This is a genomic window from Microbacterium sp. NPDC055312, assembly GCF_053645675.1.
This window is the reverse complement of the sequence record NZ_JBSHMU010000003.1, coordinates 288,507-310,736: the sequence shown is the minus strand read 5'-3', so window position 1 is coordinate 310,736 and position 22,230 is coordinate 288,507. Positions and strand designations below refer to the sequence as shown.

Sequence of the window (22,230 nt, the reverse complement as noted above, 5' to 3'; positions counted from 1 at the left end):
ACCCCACACCATGTACGGATGTCGGCGAGAAGCACGGATGCCGGCAGCATCCGCCCATTCCGGCCGACATCCGTGAAGCCTGCCGACATCCGTACGGAGATCAAACGTAACGCCGTGCCGCCCGGGCTCACTCCACAGTGACCGACTTCGCGAGGTTGCGCGGCTGGTCGACGTCGAGGCCCTTCGCGGTGGCGAGCGCCATCGCGAAGATCTGCAGCGGCACGACAGCCAGCAGCGGCTCGAACATCGCGCCGGCGAGCGGGATGCGGATGACCTCGTCGGCGAAGGGCAGCACGGCGGCGTCCCCTTCTTCCGCGACGACGATCACGCGAGCGCCGCGGGCGCGGATCTCCTGGATGTTCGACACGACCTTCGAGTGCACCAGCGCCGAATGCCGCGGCGACGGGACGATCACGAACACCGGCTGGCCGGGCTCGATCAGCGCGATCGGGCCGTGCTTCAGCTCGCCGGCGGCGAAGCCCTCGGCGTGGATGTACGAGATCTCCTTGAGCTTGAGCGCCCCCTCGAGAGCGATCGGGTAGCCGACGTGCCGGCCGAGGAAAAGCACCGAGCGGGTGTCGGCCATCCAGCCGGCCAGCTGGGTGACGTGGTCGTTCTCTTCTGCGAGCACCTGGGCGATCTTCTCGGGCAGGGCCTGCAGTTCGGCGACATCCGCAGCAGCAGAATCAGCAAGGGTGCCGCGCACCCGGCCCATGTGCAGGCCGAGCAGCAGCAGCGCGGTGATCTGCGCCGAGAACGCCTTCGTCGACGCGACGGCGACCTCGGGTCCGGCGTGGGTGTAGACGACGGCATCCGACTCCCGCGGGATCGTCGCGCCCTGCGTGTTGCACACCGACAGGGTGCGCGCACCGCGCTCACGGGCGTACTTCACGGCCATCAGCGTGTCCATCGTCTCGCCCGACTGGCTGATCGAGACGACCAGCGTGCGGTCGCCGATCACCGGGTCGCGGTAGCGGAACTCGTGCGCGAGCTCGACGTCGACGGGCACGCGCGCCCACTGCTCGATGGCGTACTTGCCGACCAGGGCCGCGTACGCGGCGGTGCCGCAGGCGGTGATGATGACGCGGTCGATGCCGACGAACAGCTCGTCGAGTCCGTCGAGTTCCGGGATGATCACCTGGCCGTCGGCGATCCGCCCGCGAAGAGTGTTGGCGACCGCGTCGGGCTGCTCGGCGACCTCCTTGGCCATGAACGACGGCCAGCCGCCCTTCTCGGCCGCGGCGGCGTCCCACGAGACGTCGAACGGCTGCGCCTCGACGGGGTTGCCGTCGAAGTCGGTCACCTCGACCGACGACGGGGTGATCGAGACCATCTGGTCCTGCCCGATCGCGAGCGCCTTGCGGGTGTACTCGACGAACGCGGCGACGTCGGAGCCGAGGAAGTTCTCGCCGTCGCCGAGGCCGATCACCAGCGGCGAGTTGCGGCGGGCGCCGACGACGACGCCCGGCTGGTCCTGGTGCATCGCGAGCAGCGTGAAAGCGCCCTCGAGGCGGTTCACGACGGCGCGGAAGGCGGATGCCAGATCGCCGGATGCCCGGTACTCGCGCCCCAGCAGAGCCGCAGCGACCTCGGTGTCGGTCTCGCTGCGGAAGGTGACGCCGTCGGCGAGCAGCTCGTCGCGCAGCGCGCTGAAGTTCTCGATGATGCCGTTGTGGATGACGGCGAGCTTGTCGTCATCGGCGAGGTGCGGGTGGGCGTTCACGTCGGTGGGTCCGCCGTGGGTTGCCCACCGGGTGTGCCCGATGCCCGTCGTACCGTCATCGAGCGGGTTCTCGGCGAGCGAGTCGCGCAGCACGGCGAGCTTGCCGGCCTTCTTGCGCATGCCCAGGTCGCCGCGCTCATCGATCACGGCGATGCCCGCCGAGTCGTAGCCCCGGTACTCGAGACGGGCGAGGCCCGCGAGAAGGATGTCCTGGCTGGGCCGCGGGCCCACGTATCCGACGATTCCACACATGGTCACCACAATAAACGCGCAGTTTTGCGAGGGTTCTGAACGAAACGGCGAGGCGCCGGATAGATTGGTTCGAGCGCCGAAGGAGGAACGCACAGTGAGCACGCACGGAGGCGGGGGGCTCGGCCGACGATCCACACCCGATGGGAGGGTCGAGCCGACACCCGGAGAGCCCGTGCCGTCGACTGAGGAAGCACGTCTCGATGTTCGCCATCCCGGGATAGGCGATGCCGATGAGCTGGCCTGGGAGGCGGACGCACACCTCGGCACCGACCCCTCGACGCTGCTGCGCCGGTTGCGCGACGAGGGCCCCCGCGAGCGCATCGCTGCCGTGTTCGAGCAGCACTACATCGAGGTGTGGTTCACGCTGCCGCCCGCTGAGCTGCAGGGCGTCCTGCTGGCGGCTACCGATGCGCAACCGCAGCGGTATCCGGTGTTCGCGTACATCCGCGCGATGCTCAACGGCGAATCCGTGCCACTGCTCGGCGATGCCCGTGAAGGCGGCCTCAAGGCATCGAACGCGGTCGTGCACACCACCATGGTGGCCACGGCGATTCTCGAGGCGCGACTGCGGGGCGAGCTGCGCACGGCTCTGGCGCTCTCGGAACGGATCGCACAGGACGCCCCGCCGGCGAATGCGCTCGTAGACCCGTCGCAGGGCAACGCGTCGTTCATGTTCGTCCAGGCGGGTGTCACGCGCCTGCTCGGCGGCGACTTCGCAGGAGCCTCCGGCGCCTTCGAGCGGGCCAAGTGGACGTCTCCCCCTGCGGGCCTCACGTTTCTCGTGCGAGACGCGCACGCCAAGGCGGCGCTCATCTGCGCTCTGGTCGGCGACCCCGCAGATGCGCGCACCGAACTGGCTGAGGCAAACCGGATCGCGCGCACCGAGAGCTGGGCGGAGCCGCTGGTCGACGCCACGGTGCGGACGGCTGAGGTTCTGCTCAGCGGAGCGCACGAGCCCGCGGGGGTCGCACTACTGGCGGGCATGCCGCGTACCGCCATCGGAGAGATGTGGCCGGTCTTCGTTCTCGCCCTCGCTCCAGCTGTCCTCGCCGGTGACCGCCAGGCCGGACGGATATTGGATGCTCTGGAGTCCTCTGCCCTTCCGGGTGCGGAGAAGGGCGAAGGCCTCACCGGAAGCGCTTTCGCGCTGGTGCGGGCCGCGCAGGCGAACCGCGACGGCAACATCGCGGCTGCCCGGGCCGCCCTGGCCGCAGCAGATGCGAAGACCGTGCTGGTCAGGCTCGCTGAAGCCGGGCTCGCGCTCGAGTGCGGTGCAGCTGCGAAGGCCCGCTCCACGGCGCTGCGCGTGGCAGAGCACACAGCAGGATTTCGTCAACTCGAACTGTGGCGGGTGGCTGTTCTGCTGCTCGCACATCGGGCGCTCGGAGAGTGCGCCGCAGCCGACACCGTGCAGGGTCAGGCGCTTCGGCTGGCGGAGGGCCTGCAGAGCTTCTCGCTACCTGTCGCGGGCGTGGTGCGAGAGCAGCTCGACGCCCTGCTGCGGGGCGAGACCTTGTCTGGCCCGCAGAGCACCGCGCTGACCCTCACCGCGCGTGAGCTGGATGTACTGCGTCTGATCGCCGAGGGCGCCAGCCGGAAGGACATGGCCGCGCGACTGTTCGTCTCGGTCAACACGATCAAGACCCAGGTGTCGAGCATCTACCGCAAACTCGGTGTCACCGATCGCTCAGAGCTGCTCGCTCGCGCGCACTCGCACGGAATCATCTGAGCGTCGCCGACAAGCCGAAAAGAGGACGAGCCCCGAACCGCGTAGGCGATTCGGGGCTCGTCCTCTCAGGTGTCAGCCCTCGAGCGTCGATTCTGCGTCTCGACGTCGCAGCAGCAGCAGCGCTGTACCGCCGATCACCAGCAGCAGCGACAGACCCAGCAGCCACGGCGCCAGCTGCATGCCCGTCAGCGCCAGCGGCGTCAGCACGGGGTGCTCTGTCGCGCTCGCCGGGGGCGTGATCGGTGCGCCGCCGGGTGCAGTGGCGTGAGCCTTGGCGACGTTCTTCAACGTCGCGCCGGCCGCCGAGTCGCGCACCGTCACCGCGTAGGTGATCGTCACCGACTCGCCGACTCGCAGGGCGCCGTGCCACGAGAGCTCATCGCCCTCGATGACCGGGGCGGCGACCTCGCGATCACCGACGGTGGCGGTGACCTCACCGCGCAGAGCGGCCAGACGCAGCACGCCCGAGAGATCGTCGGTGATGACGACCCGGTCGAGTGCCGTCTCACCGGTGTTGGCGCCGGTGAGCGTGTAGGTCACGACGCTTCCGGTGGCGACCGCCGTGCCGGATGCCGGATCCGACGTCTTCGCGAACGTGAAGCCCGGCTTTCCGACGGGGTTCTCGGTGGTCGCCGGCGGAGGCGTCAGCTCGGCCCCTCCCGGAGGCACCGCCACTCCCGAGACGGTGTTCTTGAGCGTCTCGCCGCCGGCGTCGCCGTTCACGGTCACCGAGTAGGTGATCGTGACCCGCTCGCCGATGCCGAGAGCTCCCTGCCACGACAGCTCGTCGTCGACGAGGGTGGGAGCCACAGCATCCGCCTCGCCGATGCGGGCGACCGCGTCGTCGTTGTAGACGGTGTGGGCGAGCACGGCCGAGAGGTCGTCGCCGAGCGTGACCGGCTCGAGCACCGTCTCACCGGTGTTGATGCCCGTCACCGTGTAGGTGATGACGCTGCCCGGATCGACCCGGCTGCCGGATGCCGGATCAGCGGTCTTCTCGACCGAGAAGCCGGGCTCGTTGACACGGTGCTCGGTGATCGCCGGAGGCGTCTCGATCGGCGGCACCCCGCCCGGAGGCGTGGCGGTGCCGGTGACCGAGTTCTTCAGCAGCGTGCCGCCGGCATCCGGGTTCACGGTCACCGAGTAGGTGATCGTGACCGTCTGACCGACCGCGAGCGCACCGCTCCACGACAGTTTGCCCTTGGCGACCGCGGGAGCAGCAGCGGCCGCCCCGTCGATCGTCGCGGTCGCGTCGTCGTTGTACGAGGCGCCCGAGAGCACGCCCGACAGGTCGTCGACGATCGTGACCGGGTCCAGGGCCGTCTCGCCGGTGTTCGCACCGGTCACCGTGTAGGTGATGGTGTCGCCCGGGTCGACGTCGCCGCCGGCCGGGTCGGCGCTCTTCGAGACCGAGAATCCGGGCAGGTTCACCGGGTTGGTGGTGGTGCTGGGCGGCGGAGTGATCTTCTCGCCACCGGGAGGGGTAGCGGAGCCGGTGGCGGAGTTGCTCAGCACCTCGCCGACGGCATCCGCGCCGACCGTCACCGAGTAGGTGACGACGACGCTCTGACCGACCGCGAGCGCCCCCGTCCACGACAGCGTGCCGTCCGCGACAGCGGGGGCCGTCGCAGTGGTGCCGTTCACCTTCGCCACCGCGTCGCCGTTGTACGACGCGTGCGACAGCACGCCCGACAGGTCGTCGGCGATCTCGACGAGCGGCAGCGCCGTCTGGCCGGTGTTCACACCGGTGAGCGTGTACGTCACGGTCTCACCCGGGTCGACGGCGGTGCCGGCTGCCGGATCGACGGTCTTGGCGAACGTGAAGCCCGGCGCGTTGACCGGGTGCTCGGTGGTAACCGTCGGCGGCGTCACGGGGGTTCCGGGCGTCGTCGGGCTGTCGGGGTCGCTCGGATCCTCCGGCAGCAGCGGGGTCGCAGAGCCGGTCACCGAGTTGCGGATCGTCTCTCCCCCGGCATCGCCGTCGACGGTCACCGAGTAGGTGATGATGACCTGATCGCCAGGTTTCAGTGAGCCGTTCCAGGTGAGAGCGGTGCCCGCCACCTTCGCCGTTCCGCGGTTCGCTGCGACATCGCCGTTGTACGCGGCGTTCGCGAGTGCGTTCGCGAGGTTGTCGGTGATCGTCGCGGGGTCGAGCACGGTGTCACCGGTGTTGGTGCCGGTCACGGTGTACTCGATGACGCTGCCCGGGTCGACGCGCGTTCCGGATGCCGGGTTCGCCGACTTCACGACGGTGAAGCCCGGGTTCGCCACGGGGTGCTCGGTGCTGGTCGAGGGTGGGCTCACCGGGGTGCCCGGCGTAGTCGGGCTCTCGGGGTTGGTCGGGTCGGACGGGATCAGGGGCGTGCCCTGGCCGGCGACCGTGTTGCGCAGCAGCACGCCGGTGGCGTCGTCGTTCACCGTCACCGCATAGGTGAGGGTGACCGAGGCGCCCGCGGCCAGCGCGCCCGTCCAGCGGAGCACCTGCCCGTCGAGCGTGGCCGTGCCCGTCGACGCGGTGATGTCGCCGGTGAGCTGAGCGGAACCGAGCACCGCAGACAGGTCGTCGGAGAGCGAGGCCGGGTCGAGCGCCGTGTTGCCGGTGTTCTTGCCGACGACCGTGTAGGTGATCGTGTCACCCGCACGCACAGCGGTGCCCGAGGCGGGCGAGGCCGTCTTGCTCACGGTGAAGCCGTTGTCGACGACGGGGTGCGTCGTCGTCGCCGGCGGCGGCGTGATCGCAGTGCCCGGAGTGGTCGGGCTCTGCGGGTCGGACGGGTCGGTGGGAATCCGCGGGGTGGCGGAGCCCTCGGCGCTGTTCTTCAGCAGCGCACTCTTGACGCCCGCCTTGACGGTGACGCTGTAGCGGATGGTGACGGACGCCCCCTTCGGGAGCGTTCCCGTCCAGGTGAGCGTGCCGTTCTTCACCTCGGCGGCGCCGCGGCTGGCGGTGACGTCGTCGTTGTAGCGCGCGTCGTCGAGCACGGCTGACAGGTCGTCGACGATCTCGGCGGGGCGCAGTTCGGTGTCTCCGGTGTTGGTGCCGGTGACGGTGTAGGTGATGGTGTCACCGGCCTCGACCGCGGTTCCGGATGCGGGGTCAGCGGACTTGCTGATCGTGAAGCCGGATCCGATCGCCGGGTGCTCGGTCGTGACCGAGGGCGGGGTGATGGGCGTGCCGGGGATCGGCGGCCCGTCGGGGTTGGCGGGGTCGGGCGTGGTGGGCGTCGCCTCTCCGGATGCCGTGTTGCTGATGACCGTGCCGGATGCGCCCTGCGCGACGGTCACCGAGTAGGTGATCTCGACGGTCGCGCCGGCGGCCAGAGGGCCGGTCCAGGCCAGCTTGTCGCCGGTGATCGTCGCCGCACCGGTGGCGACGGGGGCGCCGTCGATCCGTGTGGCGATGTCGTCGTTGTAGGCGGCGCCGGCGAGCACCTTGCTGAGGTCGTCGCCGATGCGCGCCGGGTTCAGGGTGGTGGCACCGGTGTTGGTGCCGGTGACGGTGTAGCTGATCTTCTGGCCGGGCTGCACGACGGTGCCGGCTGCCGGGTTCGCGGTCTTGTCGATGACGAAGCCGGCGACGGGGTGCTCGGTGGTCACGGCGGGGGGAACGATGGGCTCGAAAGACCCCGGGGGCGTACCGGATGCGGTGACGCGGTTGGCGATTGTCTCGCCCGCGACGTCGTCGTTCACGATCGCCGAGTACGTGATGGTGAGAACCTCGCTGGGCTTCAGCGATCCCGTCCATGCCAGCGTGGTGCCGTCGACGGCCGCGGCGCCGGAGGTGACATCCGTGCCGTCGATGCGCGTCGTCACGTCGCCGGAGTACGCCGCGTGGGCGAGCACGTCAGTCAGGTCATCGGTGACGCGCACGGGGTCGAGTGCGGTGTCTCCGGTGTTCTGCGCCTCGACGGTGTAGGTGATCTTCTGGCCCGCATTGACGGCGGTGCCGGATGCCGGATCAGCCGTCTTTCGCAGAGTCAGACCGGGCGTGAGCTTGGCGTTGGTGAACGCGCACTCGATCGAGGTGCCCAGCTCACCACGCGGCTGCACGACCGTGCTGCCGGTCACTGCGACCGGCTTGGTGCCGGTGGGTGTGATCTCTTCACAGGCGAGCGACGACGCGTACTGGTCGAGCTTGGTGGTGCCGGATGCCTGCTCGGTGAGCGTGAATGTGTCGCCCTGGTTGACGAACACGGGGCCGACGTAGTCGGGCTGCAGGCCGGTGGCATTGCCTCGCGTGGTCGCCTCGGTGTGAGGGGTCTTGTAGGCGGGGGGTGCGTCGACGTGCAGAGCGAACTGGTCGGTCGCCGCCTGCCGGCCTGCCGGCAGGTCCTTCTTCAGGGTGATCGTGTTGGGGAAGGTGCAGCTCGACATGTCGGTCGGCGAGAAGTCGATCGGCGTCGTGCTGACGGTCGTTCCCTTGGCGAGGTCGACCTCGATGATGAGCCCGGTGCCGTCGGCGGCGCCAGCGGAGATGAAGATGCGCCCGTAGTTGCCGAATGCGATGCCGTTGCCCTTGACGGTCGAGTCCATCGCGAAGACCTGCTTGGCCGCGATGTCGGCCGAGCTCTGCTCGATCGAATCGACGTTTGGCAGGTCCGCGGAGTAGATGACGTGGTCGGCGACCAGGAGCAACTGGCCAGAGGCGCTGAACGCCATGTCGCCGTTGCTTCCGAAAGCGGCGCTGCCGCTGGCCGGCCTCAGCGTGCCGACCTGCACGGCTGTCGGCGTGGCGGTCTTCTCGTTCCAGGCGTAGAGCTTGATGCCGTTGCTGCTGGTGCCGCTGGAGAAGTAGTAGACACCCGTGATGGGGTGCACTGCGCCACGCAGGATCGATCTGTCGAGCCCGGCATCGGCGGGGATCTGCGAAGAGGTGGTCGTACGGTTCGCGGTGCGGTCGTGCTTGGACACGAACTTCGCGGTGTCCGTGTTGGTCACCGTGTAGGCGTAGCGCCCGTTCGATGAGATTCCGAGGCCGTTGTTCCGGTGGCCGGTGCCGATCCCGTCGCCGCTCATGTCAAGCGAGCCGCCGGTGCCGCTCTTGTTCACCTTGAACTCGCGCACCTGGCTGGTGCTCTGCACGTACACGGACCCCGCGTCGCAGACGAACGGATCGGCGGCGGCCGCAGGCGGCGCGGCGACGATACCGCCGATGACGAGCGACGACGCCACGACGGCTGTGCTCGCCGCACCCGCGACGAGGCGCTTCAGGCCGAATCGCCAGCGGCGCTCGGATCGTGGTCGGTTCGAATCAGGCAGATGCTGCGTCTGCCCAGCACGGAATATCAAGATCGTCTCCCCTGGTGTGACCCGCGGCGTTCGCGCGCGCGGATGACCCAGGCGATGCGGGCGGCATGGCCGTTCGGCACGTCCTCGGGTGGACGCCGCGCCCGCATTTCTGGGTCTCTGCCAGCGTGTCGGTTACGCGGGTCGCCTCACGACGGCTTCCGAGGATTTCACCCCCGAAATCACCCCTCGACGCTCGCTCTGCCTCCCCCTGGTCAGAACTCCCAGCGGCACACGGGATAATTCCCCCTATGCAGATCTCCGACCCCGATGGGGCCGCCACCGCCACCGAGCCGCGCTCCCGTCGGGCGCGCCGATGGATCTGGGGCATCGTCTTCGGCATCGTCGCCGTGCTCATCGTCGTCGCGGTGACCGCCGTGGTCTATCTCGGCAGCCTGGCTTCGTCGTACAACAAGGCCGAGACGCTGCCGTCGGCGGAGGTGTTCCCCACCGACGCGGCACGGCCGACGCAGAGCAACCCCGATGCGTTGAACATCCTGCTGCTCGGCTCCGACTCGCGTGAAGGGCTGGGCGGCTCGGTGGACGAGATCCGCGGGCAGCGCGCCGACACGATGCTGCTCGTGCACATCCCCGCCGACCGCTCGGGTGTGCAGGTGATCTCGTTCATGCGCGACAACTGGGTGCCGATCCCCGGTTACGGCAACGGCAAGCTGAACTCGGCGCTGGCGTTCGGCGGCACCCCGCTGCTCGTGCAGACGCTCGAGGAGATCACCGACGTGCGCATCGACCACGTCGCGATCACCGACTTCGAGGGGTTCAAGGGCCTGAGCGAGGCGCTCGACGGCGTGACCGTGAACAACTCGATCGCGTTCAGCGAGGGCAAGTACTCGTTCGCCCAGGGACCCATCGAGCTGCGCGGAGATCAGGCACTCGCCTACGTGCGTGCCCGCTACCCGTTCACCGACGGCGACTACCAGCGCGTGCGCAACCAGCAGGCGTTCATCAAGGGCATGCTCGACAAGCTGGTCAGCCGCGAGACCCTGACCGACCCGGGCCGCATCTCGGCGTCGGTCGCCGCTCTGGCTCCCTTCCTCGCCGTCGACGCGGGGCTGGATGCCGGCACCGTGGCCTCGCTCGGGCTGAGCCTGCGCGAGGTCGACAAGAGCGAGATCGTCTTCCTCACCTCGCCGACGCTCGGCACCGGCATGGTCGGCGACCAGTCGATCGTGCAGCCCGACTGGGATGGCCTTGCGGCGCTGTCAGAGGCGCTGAAGAACGACTCCGTGCCGCAGTACGTCGCCGAGCATCCGGCGAAGTGACCGCCGGCGGGTGACCGCGAGCAGGCGGCCGCCCGCTCAGACCTTGCGCAGCCGCACGCTCTCGACGGCGTGCTCGGCGCCCTTGCGCAGCACGAGCGTGGCGCGGTGCTTCGTCGGCATCACGTTCTCGACGAGGTTGGGCATGTTGATCTCGTTCCAGAACCCGAGCGCCGTCGTGACCGCCTCGTCGTCGCTGAGGTGCGCGAACACGTTGAAGTACGACGACGGGTTGCTGAACGCGCTCTGACGCAGCGCGAGGAAGCGGTCGATGTACCAGCGCTCGATGTGGGCGGTGTCGGCGTCGACGAAGATCGAGAAGTCGAACAGGTCGCTGACCGCGACGTCGTTCGGGGCGGGCGGAGGCTGCAGCACGTTGAGGCCCTCGACGATCACGACGTCGGGGCGTCGCACGACGACGTGCGCGTCGGGCACGATGTCGTAGCGCATGTGCGAGTAGAACGGGGCGCGCACCTCGACGGCGCCGCTCTTCACCTCGGTGAGGAACGAGATGAGCGCGCGCCGGTCGTACGACTCGGGAAAGCCTTTGCGGTCCATCAGCCCGCGACGTTCGAGCTCGGCGTTCGGGTAGAGGAACCCGTCGGTCGTCACCAGCTCGACCCGGGGCGTGCCCGGCCACCGGCTCATCAGCTCGCGCAGCAGGCGGGCGATGGTCGACTTGCCGACGGCGACGGAGCCTGCGACCCCGACGACGAACGGGGTCGTCGTGTCGCTCTCCTGCAGGAACGCGCTGGTGGCCGCGCCCAGCTCGCGGGTCGAGCTGGCGTACAGGCTGAGCAGGCGGCTCAGCGGCAGGTAGACCTCGCGCACCTCGGTGATGTCGAGGCGGTCGCCGATGCCCCGGATGCCGACCACCTCGGTCTCGGTGAGAGGCTGATCGATCCCCGCCGCCAGGCGCGCCCAGTCGGCGCGGTCGATCTCACGGTACGGAGACAGCGGCTGGTTCGGGGCGACGCTCACGGAGCCAATCGTATCCACCGCGCAGCACACGTCCCGTCGCGGCGGGATGCCACGCGGCCCGCCGCACGATTCCCGCCCCGCTACACTGGCGCTCATGCTGAGGGGATCCGCACTGTCTCCCCGTGCGCGCCGCCATTTCGGCGACGGCCGCGACCGCTCGATCTGGCAGTGGCAGCTCGTGATCGCCTTCACGACCGTCGCGATGGCCGTCGGCGTCGCCGCCCTCGAGCCGGCCCGCTTCGTCGACTGGCATTTCAGCGTCAGCACCGTGACCATCATCGCGGTCACCCTGGTCGCCCTGTCGGCGCCCTGGCATCGCCTGCCCTCGACGGTCGTGCTCGTGCTGCCGGTGATCGACGCCACCATGATCGGCCTGATGGTGGCGGGGCACACTCCCGCGGCGATGTTCCTGTGGGTGTTTCCGGTCGCGTGGGTCGCGACCTACTTCCGCACGCTCACGCTGGTGACGATGCTCGCGCTGATCGCGGCCATCCAGCTGGTGATGCTGCTGTGGGACGGTGTGACCGCCACCGCGACGACGGGCGTGGTCATCTCGATGCTTTCGCTCTGCTTCGTGGGGGTGTTCATGCGGGTCGGCTCGGCGCGCAACCGCTCGTCACGGCGTCTGCTCCGTGCACAGTCCGACCGCCTCGTCCACGCTCTGCAGCGGGTGCAGGAGCAGAAGGCGCGCACCCTGCGGGTGCTCGATGCGCTCGACATCGGCGTCGCCCGCGTCGACCCCGGTGGTGTGGTCGAGGTGGCGAGCGCGGCCTTCCGCACGCTGTACGCGCTCGACGCGTCAGCGCGGCTGCATCCCTCGCGCGCAGTGGAGTACCGCACCCGGCGCGGCGAACCCGTTCCCGCCGGCGAGACGATGATCGCCCGGGCGGGTCGCGGTGAGCTCTTCCACGACCAGCTCGTGTGGCTGTTCGGTCTCGACGGCCGGTGGCGGGCCCTGCGGGCGTCGACACAGGTGCTCGAACCGGACGACCCGGCCGACGGGGTGCTGCTGCGGGTGGAAGACGTCACCGAGAGCATCGATCCGCAGGCCGGCGAGGCGGCGGTGCGCCGCTCGATCGCGCACGAGCTGCGCAACCCGCTCACCGCGATCCTCGGTCACGTCGACCTTCTGCTCGAGCGCGGCACCGTCGACGAGAGCACCCGACGTCAGCTCGGCGTCATCGATCACGCCGGCACGCGGATGCAGCAGCTCATCGACCAGACGCTGAGCGTGCCCGAGGCACGCAACGACGACCGCGACGCACCGTTCGACCTCGCCGACGTCGCCACCGCATCGATCGAGGGGTTCACGCCGGCCGCAGAGGCGTCGGGGGTGGCCATCGAAGCGCGCCTCTTCGAGGACCTGCCGTTGAACGGCGACGCGTTCCGGCTGCGGCAGGTCGTCGACAACGTTCTCGGCAACGCGATCAAGTACGCCCAGCGCGGCGGCCGGGTCGTGGTGCACGGCCAGCGCGAAGGCGACGGTGAGGTGCGCCTGCTGGTGAGCGACAACGGCATCGGGATCTCGCCGGAGGATCTGCCCCGCATCTTCGACCGCGAGTTCCGCACCGAACTCGCGCGGCAGCGCGGCATCCCGGGCACCGGCCTCGGCCTCAGCATCTCGCGCGACATCGTGGCGGCGCAGGGCGGCCGGTTCGAGGTGGCGAGCGAGCTCGGGCAGGGCACGCGCGTCAGCATCCTTCTCCCCTGCCCCGAACCTGCACGCGAACGGACCCACGGATGATCAATACGACGCTCATGCTGCCGGTCGTGGCCCTGACCACGCTCGCGACGGTGTTGTTCATCGGGCTCGGCTTCCTGCCTCGGCCGTCGCGGGCGACGGCACTGTGGTCGGCCGCCTTCGCGATCGCGATGGTCGGGGCGTACGTGTGGCTGGCGCAGGATCACGTCGCCTCCGAGCCGCTGCGAGCGCTCGGCTCGGGTCTGATCATCGCCCCCATGCCGCTGCTGTGGTCGGGGTTGCGCGCCTATCGCGGGCGCGCACGGCAGCACCTGGTGATCGGCTGCCTGTTCGGTCTGCTCTCACCGGTCATTTTGCTGCTGTCGAGCTTCGCGGGGGTGTACGGCGTGGCGGTGCGTGTGCTCTTCACGGCGACGGCCGTGTTCGCCGCCCTGATCATCGTCGAGCTGGTCGGGCTGGGGCCGCGCGTGCGAGACGAGGCTCTGCCGCTGCTGGGGGGCTCGTCGGCGTTCATCGTGTTCGCGGTGATCATCGACGTCAACGGGCTGCTCGTGATGCGCGGCCTCGTCGTCGGTTCCGACGCGCTGTCTCTCGTGCGCACCATGAACATGGTCGGGATGTCGGTGTACGTGGTGTGCGCGCTGATCACCACGCTGCTGCTGACGATTCGCGGTGAAGAGGTCGCTGTGTCTCCACGAGACGCGTTCGAGCGCACGGCACGCGGCCGCCTCGAGCGTGCGCGCGCCGCCGACGACGACCTGTGGTCGCTGCTCGACATCCGCCTCGACGATCCCGACGACATCCGCACGGCGTCGAGTACGGCCGAGTTCAACGCCGTCGCGCATAAGTTCGCGCGCGACGTCGACAGCGTGCTGCCCGCCGACGCCGACATCGAGAAGATCGACCCGGCCCGCTTCCTCGCTCTCGTTCCTCGCGCGCAGGGCGGCGTGCGTGAGCTGCTCACCGAGCTGCTCGAACGTGTCGCGAGATCAGAGCACGACCGGTCGCTGCCGCTGCGGTTGACGGCGAGCATCGGCTGGGCCCCGGTCTCGACGGTCGGCTACGGGTTCGACGCACTCACGGCGACGGCCGGCGAGGCCGCGCGGCGGGCGCACGCCGAGGGCGGCGACCGGTGGGAGCGGGTGCGGGCCGATGCCGATCAACCCGGACTTGTCGACCGTGGTCGCGTCGAGCTGTAGCATGTCAGCGGGCGCCCTGGGGAATCGGCGTCCCTCCCTTCCAGAGTGGGGACTCTGAGATGACTGATGTGAACGCATTCTCGTCGACCGCTGTCGTCGTAGATGATGATCGTGACGTGCGTGACCTGGTGGCCGAGATACTCCGCGCCGCAGGGTTCACCGTCGTGACGGCCGACAACGGACTCGACGGCGTGACGGCGGTGCAAGCCCATCACCCGCTGCTGGTGACGCTGGATGTCACGATGCCGGGGATCGACGGGCTCGAGGCCGCCCGGCGCATCCGTGCGGTGAGCGACGCGCACATCATCATGTTGACCGCCCTCGGCGACGCGGCCGACGTCACCCGCGGTCTCGAGGCGGGGGCCGACGACTACCTGACCAAGCCGTTCCGGCCTCGTGAGCTGCGCGCCCGGATCGACGCCCTGCTGGCCCGCTGACGAGAAGAGGTCGGGCCTCTGCGCGTCCCCATGGGGCCCCGCGTCACCGTTCGGGCGGCACGCTGAGCCGGGCAGAGGCCCGATGCGTTCGGGTATTCCGCAACGCACCACTCACGTTAGTGAGGTCTCTGCTCTCGCCGAGGGCCCGCGGTGAGAACTGCGGTGATCTGAGGGAACCTGCGGTGATCCTGAGCCGCGGCGGGCCGCCCGGTAGCATCGGAGTCGTGCGTGTACTCCTCACCGGCGGTGCCGGCTACATCGGTTCCCATGTCGCTCTCGTGCTGCTCGAGCGCGGCGACGACGTCATCGTCGTCGACGACTTTTCGAACAGCAGTCCCGAGTCGCTGCGGCGGGTCGAGAAGCTGACCGGCAGGAGCGTGCAGGTGATCCAAGCGGATCTGGCCGATCGGGCGGCGGCGGATGCCGCGCTCGCCGACGTCGACTTCGACGCCGTCATCCACTTCGCCGGCCTCAAGGCCGTCGGCGAATCGGTGGCCCAGCCGTCGCGGTACTTCCGCACCAACCTCAACTCGACGCTGAACCTGCTCGACATCATGCGCGAGAAGGATGTGCGCAAGCTCGTCTTCAGCTCGTCGGCGACGGTCTACGGCACTCCGGATGCCGGGGTCGAGCGCCTCGACGAGAACCAGCCGGTCGGGGTCGGGATCACGAACCCGTACGGCCGCACGAAGGCGTTCATCGAGCAGATCATCGCCGACGTGCAGGTCGCGTGGCCCGAGCTCGAGGCGGTGCTGCTGCGCTACTTCAACCCGGTCGGCGCGCACCCGTCGGGTGAGATCGGCGAAGACCCGGCGGGCATCCCGAACAATCTCATGCCGTTCGTCGCGCAGGTGGCGGTGGGCCGTCGCGAGAAGCTCGCCGTGTTCGGCGACCAGTACCCCACGGTCGACGGCACCGGGGTGCGCGACTACATCCACGTGATGGACCTCGCCGAGGGCCACGTCGCCGCGCTCGCGCACCTCTCCCCCGGTGTCGAGGCGTACAACCTCGGGTCGGGCGAGGGGTCGAGCGTGCTCGAGGTGGTGCGCGCGTACGCCGAGGCGAGCGGGCGTGAGATCCCGTATGAGATCGTCGCGCCCCGCGCCGGAGACCTCGCCACGACGGTCGCCGACCCGGCGAAGGCGAACAAGCAGCTCGACTGGCGCACCACGCGCTCGCTGGCCGACGCGTGCCGCGACTCGTGGGCATGGCAGGTCAAGAATCCGAACGGCTTCGGGGCGCAGGCGTGACCCTGTTCACGAAGAGGCGATGCCGTGTCCGACTCTGAGAGCAGCAAGCGTCCTGGCCTGCGGCGCGCGGATCTCCGACGCCTGCGCGAGGCTTTGACGAGAGGCCAGGCCGACGTTCCCGGCACCGTCTCACCCGCGCCCGCGCCCGCGCGGACCGTTCCCCCGGCTGCCGCCGCCCGTCCCACCCCACCGGTCGCGCCCGGCGGTGACGGCGGGACGATCATGACGGTGTGCACAGGCAACATCTGCCGCTCGCCGATGGCCGAGGTGCTGCTGCGATCCGCGCTGGCGGACCTTGGCGTGCGCGTGCACAGCGCCGGCACCCACGCGCTGGTCGACGAGGGTATGACCGAGCAGGCGCTGCAGCTCGCGATCGGGCACGGAGCGGATGCCACGGCGTCGGGCGATCACCGAGCCCGGCTGCTGACCGGGCCGCTGCTGACCGAGACCGACCTCGTGCTGACGATGGCGCGTGAGCACCGCTCGCACGTGGTGCAGATGATGCCGGCCCTGCTGCACCGCACCTTCACGCTGCGCGAGTTCGCCCGGCTGGCGGTAGCCCTCACCGACGACGAGGTGCGCGAGGGCGTCGCTTCGGCCGGCCCGGCTGCCGGAGCGCGCCTGCAGGCCCTGGCGCGCCTGATCGGAAGCCAGCGCGGCCTGGTGCCCGCCGAACCCGACAACGACGACGTGATCGACCCCTACCGCCGTTCGCAGAAGACGTACGACCTGTCGGCGTCGCAGCTCGTGCCCGCGGTGAACGAAGCGGCGCGTGTGATCCGTGCCGCACTCTCCCCCGGTCGTTGAGCGACTTCCTGCCCGGTCGTTGAGTGAGCGCAGCGAGTCGAGATGAAGACCCCGATGAGCCCCGGCCACCCCGGATACGGACGACCCTTGCCGCCCGCCTCCTCCTCACCCCCTACGCCATCACCCTGGGTCTGATCGTCTGGCTGCCGGCAGCCAGGGCGCCGAGAGCGACGGGCGTCGTCTTGGCGATAGCCCGTTACAACAGCGACCTCACCGGCATCAAAGCGACCTCGGGCGCAACCATCTTCGAGTTCTCACCAACATCGTGCTTTCCGTGCCGCTCGGGCTCCTCTAACCATTCCCCACGCCTCGTCTTCGGCCTTCGTGCGTGGCGCTCTTGAGCTCCGTAGTAAGTGTTACCGACGAACCTGTTTCGAATGCTGTTGCCCATGTAGACGACGGTTGAAGAGCCGACCAAAACGACGGGCGAAATCTAGGCCACCATGTTGTCGTGTTGTCAGTCTGCCGGATCTTGCGTCTTGATGCTGGGGAGGCTGTCGATGCCTCGTCCGCGGAGCCGGTAGCTGGCTCCTTTGAGGGCTCTTCGGACATCCGGTGGGGGTGAGGTGCGCCGGGTGATGGTCGGCGGGTAGGGGTCGAGGTCCTCGAGGATCAGAAGCGCTAACAACCTGATCGACCCCGAGGACCTCGACGAGCTTCACCCTACTTCGGGGTGCGCTGATGCGCGCCCCGCGACCTGTCCGTGTTCCCGCTGCGACCTGCTGCTCGGCCTGGAGGGCATGCATGTTGAGCGCGTCGATCGCCGCGATGATCTGCTCGTCGTCACGGTCTCGAGCCCGCCGGTGCCAGCCGGGTGCCCGGGACGCGGAGTTGTCGCTGTCGGTCGGGGGCAACGCCGGCGGGTGTTGCATGACGTGCCCGGTGTGTTCCGGGTGCGGGTCGTGTGGCGGCAACGCGTCTTCCGGTGTGGCGACGCCGACTATCCGCGAAAGACGTTCGTCGAGCAGATCCCTGGGCTGGTCGCCGCCCGCGGGTCGATCACCAAGCGAGCCATCAGCTGGGCGATCGGGCAACTGCGTCGCGAGCACGCGACCATCGCCGGACTCGCCCGTCAGCTCGGGACATCGTGGAAGACGGTGTGGCGGGCCGTCGAACCAGAGCTCGTGAAGCTCGCCGCCGACGAGTCCCGGTTCGAGAACGTCACCACGCTGGGCGTCGACGAGCATGTGTGGCATCACGTCGACCCCCGCAAGCGCGGACCGAAGGAGCTGACCGGGATGGTCGACCTGAGCCGCGACAGCGACGGGGAGACCAGAGCGCGACTGCTGGATCTGGTGCCTGGCCGCTCCGGGAAGGCGTATGCGACCTGGCTCGAGGGTCGAGGCGATGCGTTTCGGAGGAACGTGAAGGTCGCCGCGTTGGATCCGTTCGCCGGCTACAAGACCGCGATCGACGACAAGCTCGACGACGCCGTCGCCGTGCTCGACGCGTTCCACGTAGTGAAGTTGGGCATCGCCGCCGTTGACGAGGTCCGCCGCCGCATCCAGCAAGACACGCTCGGCCATCGCGGCCGCAAGGCGACCCACTCTACGGGATCCAGACCATCCTCCGCGCCGGAGCCGAGAATCTCACCGACAAACAGCGCAGCAGGCTCACCGCCGCGATCGAAACCGACCCTGCGCACGACGAGGTGTTCGTCGCCTGGCAGTGCGCACAGCAGCTCCGCGCCGCCTACCACGTGAAGGACCTCGCCGAGGGGCGGCGGATCGCGCAGAAGGTCATCGACACGTTCCACACCTGCCCGATCCCGGAGATCGCCCGCCTCGGCCGCACTCTCCGCCGCTGGCGCGACGCGTTCCTGGCCTACTTCACCACCGGTCGCTCATCGAACGGTGGCACCGAAGCCGTGAATGGGATCATCGAGCTCCACCGACGCCTCGCCCGCGGCTACCGCAACCGCGACAACTACCGCCTCCGCATGCTCCTCGCCGCAGGCGGCCTCCCCCATGACCCCCCACCGAATGTCCGAAGAGCCCCCAATCTGCTCTGGGTGGCCTAGTTTTCAAACGTCGTTTTGGCCGGGTTTTCCAACGTCCTCGACAGCCCAGACGATCCCTAACGGCTTTGATCCCCGTCACCATCTCGCTGGAGCAGCTACAGACCCGACGATCTCGCGCCGTCCTAGTACCCTCCCCTGGACCAGGGACCGTTCGCGCAGCATCGACAACACTTCAATGCAGGATCCGCGCCGATCGCTTCTCAGCTTCATCCAAGGACGGCCGAGCGCCCGCTTACCGGCGACACGCGCGTGATGGGGTCGACAACACATGTCGTGCATCCTTGTTTCAGAGAGTGGATGGTTCGTAGGCACACTTCAGAACGACATTGGTAGAGGACGGGCTCGCACCATTCTCGATGGCCACACCCTTTGGCGAGCTGGACCTTTGGACAGCTGGACAGATCCACAAACCGTCGGATATGCACCAATGAGGGGCGCTATCGCGCTCGCCGCTGTCGCAGGAGAGCTAAGAGCAGGATCAGTGAAGACCCCAACTGCCCCATGAACATACCAGCGAAGAATATCCACGGCTGGGGAAATACCATAACCACAGCAACCGCCCCGACAGTTGAAACGAGAATGACACCCCTACCTCGCGTGATAGCAAGATCGAGGAATCGACTCCTACACGCAAGAAATAGTCCCCAATAGAAACCTTGCAGACCAGCACCGATACCGAACCACAGAAAGAAAGACTGCGCAACCGACGCGCTGGCGCCCGCGACTAAATCCGGCACCAAGGCAAGAACTGTTCCCGATAAAGCCACCCACAGAACGGTCAACGAGGCCAGTGAGAGCGCGATGCGTAGAGCTTTGCCAAATAGCTGCGAATTGCTCGCCTTCCGAAACGTCGGGAAAAGAATATAGCGACTCGCTGTCAGCAAGGAGTTAGCAGGACCAAGCAGCATTGACGCTACTCGCATGGCTGCTGCGAAGTCAAGACCCAGAGGGATCACAACCAGCACGTTCGCTAACTGAGCACTACCTCCGATCAATGCCGCTTCGAGACCCAGCCGAATCGCACCGGCCTGCTTGGACTCAGAGGTGCTCCGTGTCCACCGCCGAATCGGGCCGATACTCAACAACCAACTAACAATAAATCCAACGACAACAAGTGCCATAGACTCGGCGAAAGTGGCGCCTCCCAATGTCACCGCAAGAACAGATGCCGTCGATCCCGCAAGAAACGCAACATTCATAACGACTGCTCGCCAAGTTTGATTTTGCGAGGCGAAGATCGACCGACATAGAGCCAAGCGTGAAAAAAACCATGCCAAGCCAACCCCGAGCAGCACACTGCCCAATATCTCCTGTTTGCCAAAGTCGATAAGCAGAACGCCGCTCACGCTCGACGCAGCGGCAAAAGGGGAAACCCACTCGAGGCGTCGCATCTCGCGGCCTCCAACTCGACCGTCAGTGCGAAGTACCAAATCTCCTAGGCCGCCTTGAAAGAAGGCTTGCAAAATGGAAACCAGCGTGAACGCCACTCCGAAGACACCGAACTCTGCGGGAGACAGCGTTTGTGCGGCGGACCACGTTGCGGCCAAGGACGCGAGAGCGACAGTCGCGACGTCACCAAATACTGCAATCCCGTTCCGAGATGAGGAGGTCCTCGCCCTCTCAGGACACATCACGGTGTCTCCGACGAGACGAGCAATCTAATTGCAGACGCGATGCGTGCATCCTGAGGCACAGAGACTTTACGCGCAAAATAAAAACCCTGCGCACTCGCAGTCTGCAACTCCTCCACTGTCAAGTAGCCCGCCATCGACGTTCGGAGATAGTGGAAATTTGCAACCTCCGCGATGGACCTGGGCTCCGGCGAAGTCTCTATAACCCGACGAGCACGAGACCAACGGCTCTGCCGCAACCAGGTTTGCAGTGCCACCTCGTCGGGCGCGAAAATGTGGTGGTATCGAGACAATTCTCCGGCCTCATGCGCCCGCAGTAGGTCCTTCGCGGCAGCGAATGGCAGGCTGATCCACTGTGAGCCAGCGAAGGCGGGAAGGTTGTCCGGGTGACGTACCGGTACGTACGCGCGTAACGCAATACGCTTGATAGCTTTATGCACACGCCCTTTGGACAGGGATAGTAATGCACCCATGCCCGCATCAAAAAAGTAGCGACGGGAGAGCCGGCGGCTCGAAAGACTCCACGCACGTGCATCAGACGTCAGGGGCACCGAGTTTGCTATCACACGCATTGGCGTGCTGAAAAGCCAATCCTCAAAATCGGCAATCGGTCGAACGGGGACACATTGACCCGAGAGCAACACAATTTGCTGATCCGGCTCGCCGAATTCACGCATAGCCATGCTAATCGCATCCAGTGTCAGCCGCACCAGGCTGAACCCTCCCCAGCGGGCGCGAACCGCGGATCGACGAACGACGTGAGAAGGACGCGCGTCCACGTCCTTCGGCGACAGCCTTGCTCCTTGAGGAACGCAGACGAGGACACGACGATCGTGCAATAATGACAGGAGAAAGTTGAGCGTCCTCGGATCTTGGTGAGCTAGCACCACATAGGTGACGTTATGATTCTGCATCATTCCTCGCAGCCAACATAGCGGACTCTAGAGAATCGAAAACTTTCGCCGCGTTGAGGCGAGCAGTTGACGCATCAATGAGCGCCGAAATCTTTCCGTAGCTGTTGTCAGAAATGAAGCTCGGCAAGCCCAGCAAGCAGGCGAGAACGTGACCATGTAAACGATTGGTAACGACCGCTCGTGATTCCTGATACCCGCGAATAGCAGCACGAAGGTTAAGTTCAAGAAGCACACGGTTGAGGCCCCGAAGCACGCGGTTCCTGATAGAGATCGGAGTAGGTAGACGTCGAAAAAGCCCTCCCACGAGTCTCGCGCTGTGCCAGAGCGAATTATTCATCCACCCGCCATTCGACCAGTCTGGCAGGCCAGCGAACTTGGAGTCTGCGGCAGTCGCTTCTTTATCATTGCGGGCAACGCACACTATTCTACTGCCAGGCCCGATCCACTCAGGACGCTCCGAAGCCCGAAGCCCTAGCGCCATGTCATGACAGAATCGGATCCGAGTGCCGGGTAGCTGCTCATTGAGGAGACGAAGACTCTGTCCATCACGGACGAACACTGTGAGGGCGGGGTGGCTCTCCATCGTCGCGGCCGTGACCTCGTCGACCTCACCCCCGAAATACGCGGATTGAGGTAGCTGGACTATCTCCCTACTGGGATTCTCCCGGATTACACGAAGACGAAACTGATGGTGTTCTGGATAAAGACTGCCAAAATTGCCGCCGCCTTGCAGCATGATGACTGCAGAAGGATCCAATCTCGAAATTTCGCGCAATGAGTACTGCGAGTGATCCGCTTCATATATGACCTCACAACCCAGTTCGGAAAAGTACTGGAGCTGTCCCGCCCAAATCAGGGAGTCGCCCAAATTGCGATGGCGCGGAATGTCCAACAAAATCAACTTTCGAGGCCGAAAGCCGAGAGCTGAAGACAGAGCCGCTCTCGACTCTGCTCGGATCTGCTCAAGTACAGTCTTACTACTCATATACTCTCCAGGAGACTTTTGGACGGGCGGACCGACA

Annotated in this window: 13 protein-coding genes and 1 pseudogene; 8 read left to right on the top strand and 6 right to left on the bottom strand. The window is 67.3% G+C overall.

Annotated features, from left to right (window positions below; genetic code table 11):
- Window positions 1–127: 127 nt before the first annotated feature.
- Window positions 128–1,975 (bottom strand): glutamine--fructose-6-phosphate transaminase (isomerizing), encoded by a 1,848-nt coding sequence (glmS, locus tag ACWIDW_RS10015; protein WP_454124948.1) that lies wholly within the window; start codon window positions 1,973–1,975, stop codon window positions 128–130.
- Between the two features lie 94 nt (window positions 1,976–2,069).
- Here glmS and ACWIDW_RS10010 point away from each other — a divergent pair, with 94 nt between their 5' ends.
- Window positions 2,070–3,704, top strand: coding sequence for a response regulator transcription factor (locus tag ACWIDW_RS10010; protein WP_454124946.1), 1,635 nt, complete (start codon window positions 2,070–2,072; stop codon window positions 3,702–3,704).
- 72 nt (window positions 3,705–3,776) lie between these two features.
- Here the strand turns inward: ACWIDW_RS10010 and ACWIDW_RS10005 are convergent, their stop codons facing one another.
- A complete protein-coding gene (locus ACWIDW_RS10005; protein ID WP_454124944.1) occupies window positions 3,777–8,993 on the bottom strand; it encodes a DUF7927 domain-containing protein in 5,217 nt (1,738 codons plus the stop codon).
- 248 nt (window positions 8,994–9,241) lie between these two features.
- Between ACWIDW_RS10005 and ACWIDW_RS10000 the strand changes: the two genes are divergently transcribed.
- Complete coding sequence (locus tag ACWIDW_RS10000; RefSeq protein ID WP_454124942.1) at window positions 9,242–10,270, top strand: LCP family protein; 1,029 nt, start codon at window positions 9,242–9,244, stop codon at window positions 10,268–10,270.
- Between the two features lie 36 nt (window positions 10,271–10,306).
- Here the strand turns inward: ACWIDW_RS10000 and coaA are convergent, their stop codons facing one another.
- Window positions 10,307–11,257 carry a type I pantothenate kinase gene (gene coaA / locus ACWIDW_RS09995; protein ID WP_454125310.1) on the bottom strand — a complete coding sequence of 317 codons (951 nt, stop codon included), beginning with the start codon at window positions 11,255–11,257 and terminating at the stop codon, window positions 10,307–10,309.
- 85 nt (window positions 11,258–11,342) lie between these two features.
- Here coaA and ACWIDW_RS09990 point away from each other — a divergent pair, with 85 nt between their 5' ends.
- From ACWIDW_RS09990 to ACWIDW_RS09965, 6 genes and pseudogenes are all read left to right on the top strand, one after another.
- Entirely contained in the window at window positions 11,343–12,992 is a 1,650-nt protein-coding gene (locus tag ACWIDW_RS09990; RefSeq protein ID WP_454124941.1) for a sensor histidine kinase, read from the top strand.
- On the top strand, window positions 12,989–14,149 hold the full coding sequence (locus ACWIDW_RS09985) for a hypothetical protein (protein ID WP_454124939.1): 1,161 nt from the start codon (window positions 12,989–12,991) through the stop codon (window positions 14,147–14,149). The genes ACWIDW_RS09990 and ACWIDW_RS09985 overlap by 4 nt, the downstream gene beginning before the upstream one ends.
- 59 nt (window positions 14,150–14,208) lie before the next feature.
- Window positions 14,209–14,586: a response regulator transcription factor gene (locus tag ACWIDW_RS09980; RefSeq protein ID WP_454124937.1), complete on the top strand. Its 378-nt coding sequence runs from the start codon at window positions 14,209–14,211 to the stop codon at window positions 14,584–14,586.
- A gap of 224 nt (window positions 14,587–14,810) precedes the next feature.
- Complete coding sequence (gene galE, locus ACWIDW_RS09975) at window positions 14,811–15,836, top strand: UDP-glucose 4-epimerase GalE (RefSeq protein ID WP_454124935.1); 1,026 nt, start codon at window positions 14,811–14,813, stop codon at window positions 15,834–15,836.
- A 24-nt stretch (window positions 15,837–15,860) separates the two neighbouring features.
- Window positions 15,861–16,643: an arsenate reductase/protein-tyrosine-phosphatase family protein gene (locus tag ACWIDW_RS09970; RefSeq protein ID WP_454124933.1), complete on the top strand. Its 783-nt coding sequence runs from the start codon at window positions 15,861–15,863 to the stop codon at window positions 16,641–16,643.
- Window positions 16,644–17,362: 719 nt separating this feature from the next.
- A pseudogene (locus tag ACWIDW_RS09965) lies at window positions 17,363–18,663 on the top strand (ISL3 family transposase).
- 437 nt (window positions 18,664–19,100) lie between these two features.
- Here ACWIDW_RS09965 and ACWIDW_RS09960 read toward each other — a convergent pair.
- The 3 genes from ACWIDW_RS09960 to ACWIDW_RS09950 all read right to left on the bottom strand — a co-directional run bounded on the left by ACWIDW_RS09960 (window position 19,101) and on the right by ACWIDW_RS09950 (window position 22,193).
- On the bottom strand, window positions 19,101–20,150 hold the full coding sequence (locus tag ACWIDW_RS09960; RefSeq protein WP_454124931.1) for a hypothetical protein: 1,050 nt from the start codon (window positions 20,148–20,150) through the stop codon (window positions 19,101–19,103).
- A 143-nt stretch (window positions 20,151–20,293) separates the two neighbouring features.
- Window positions 20,294–21,211 carry a beta-1,6-N-acetylglucosaminyltransferase gene (locus tag ACWIDW_RS09955; RefSeq protein ID WP_454124930.1) on the bottom strand — a complete coding sequence of 306 codons (918 nt, stop codon included), beginning with the start codon at window positions 21,209–21,211 and terminating at the stop codon, window positions 20,294–20,296.
- Window positions 21,195–22,193, bottom strand: coding sequence for a polysaccharide pyruvyl transferase family protein (locus ACWIDW_RS09950; protein ID WP_454124928.1), 999 nt, complete (start codon window positions 22,191–22,193; stop codon window positions 21,195–21,197). The genes ACWIDW_RS09955 and ACWIDW_RS09950 overlap by 17 nt, the downstream gene beginning before the upstream one ends.
- Between the last annotated feature and the right edge of the window lie 37 nt (window positions 22,194–22,230).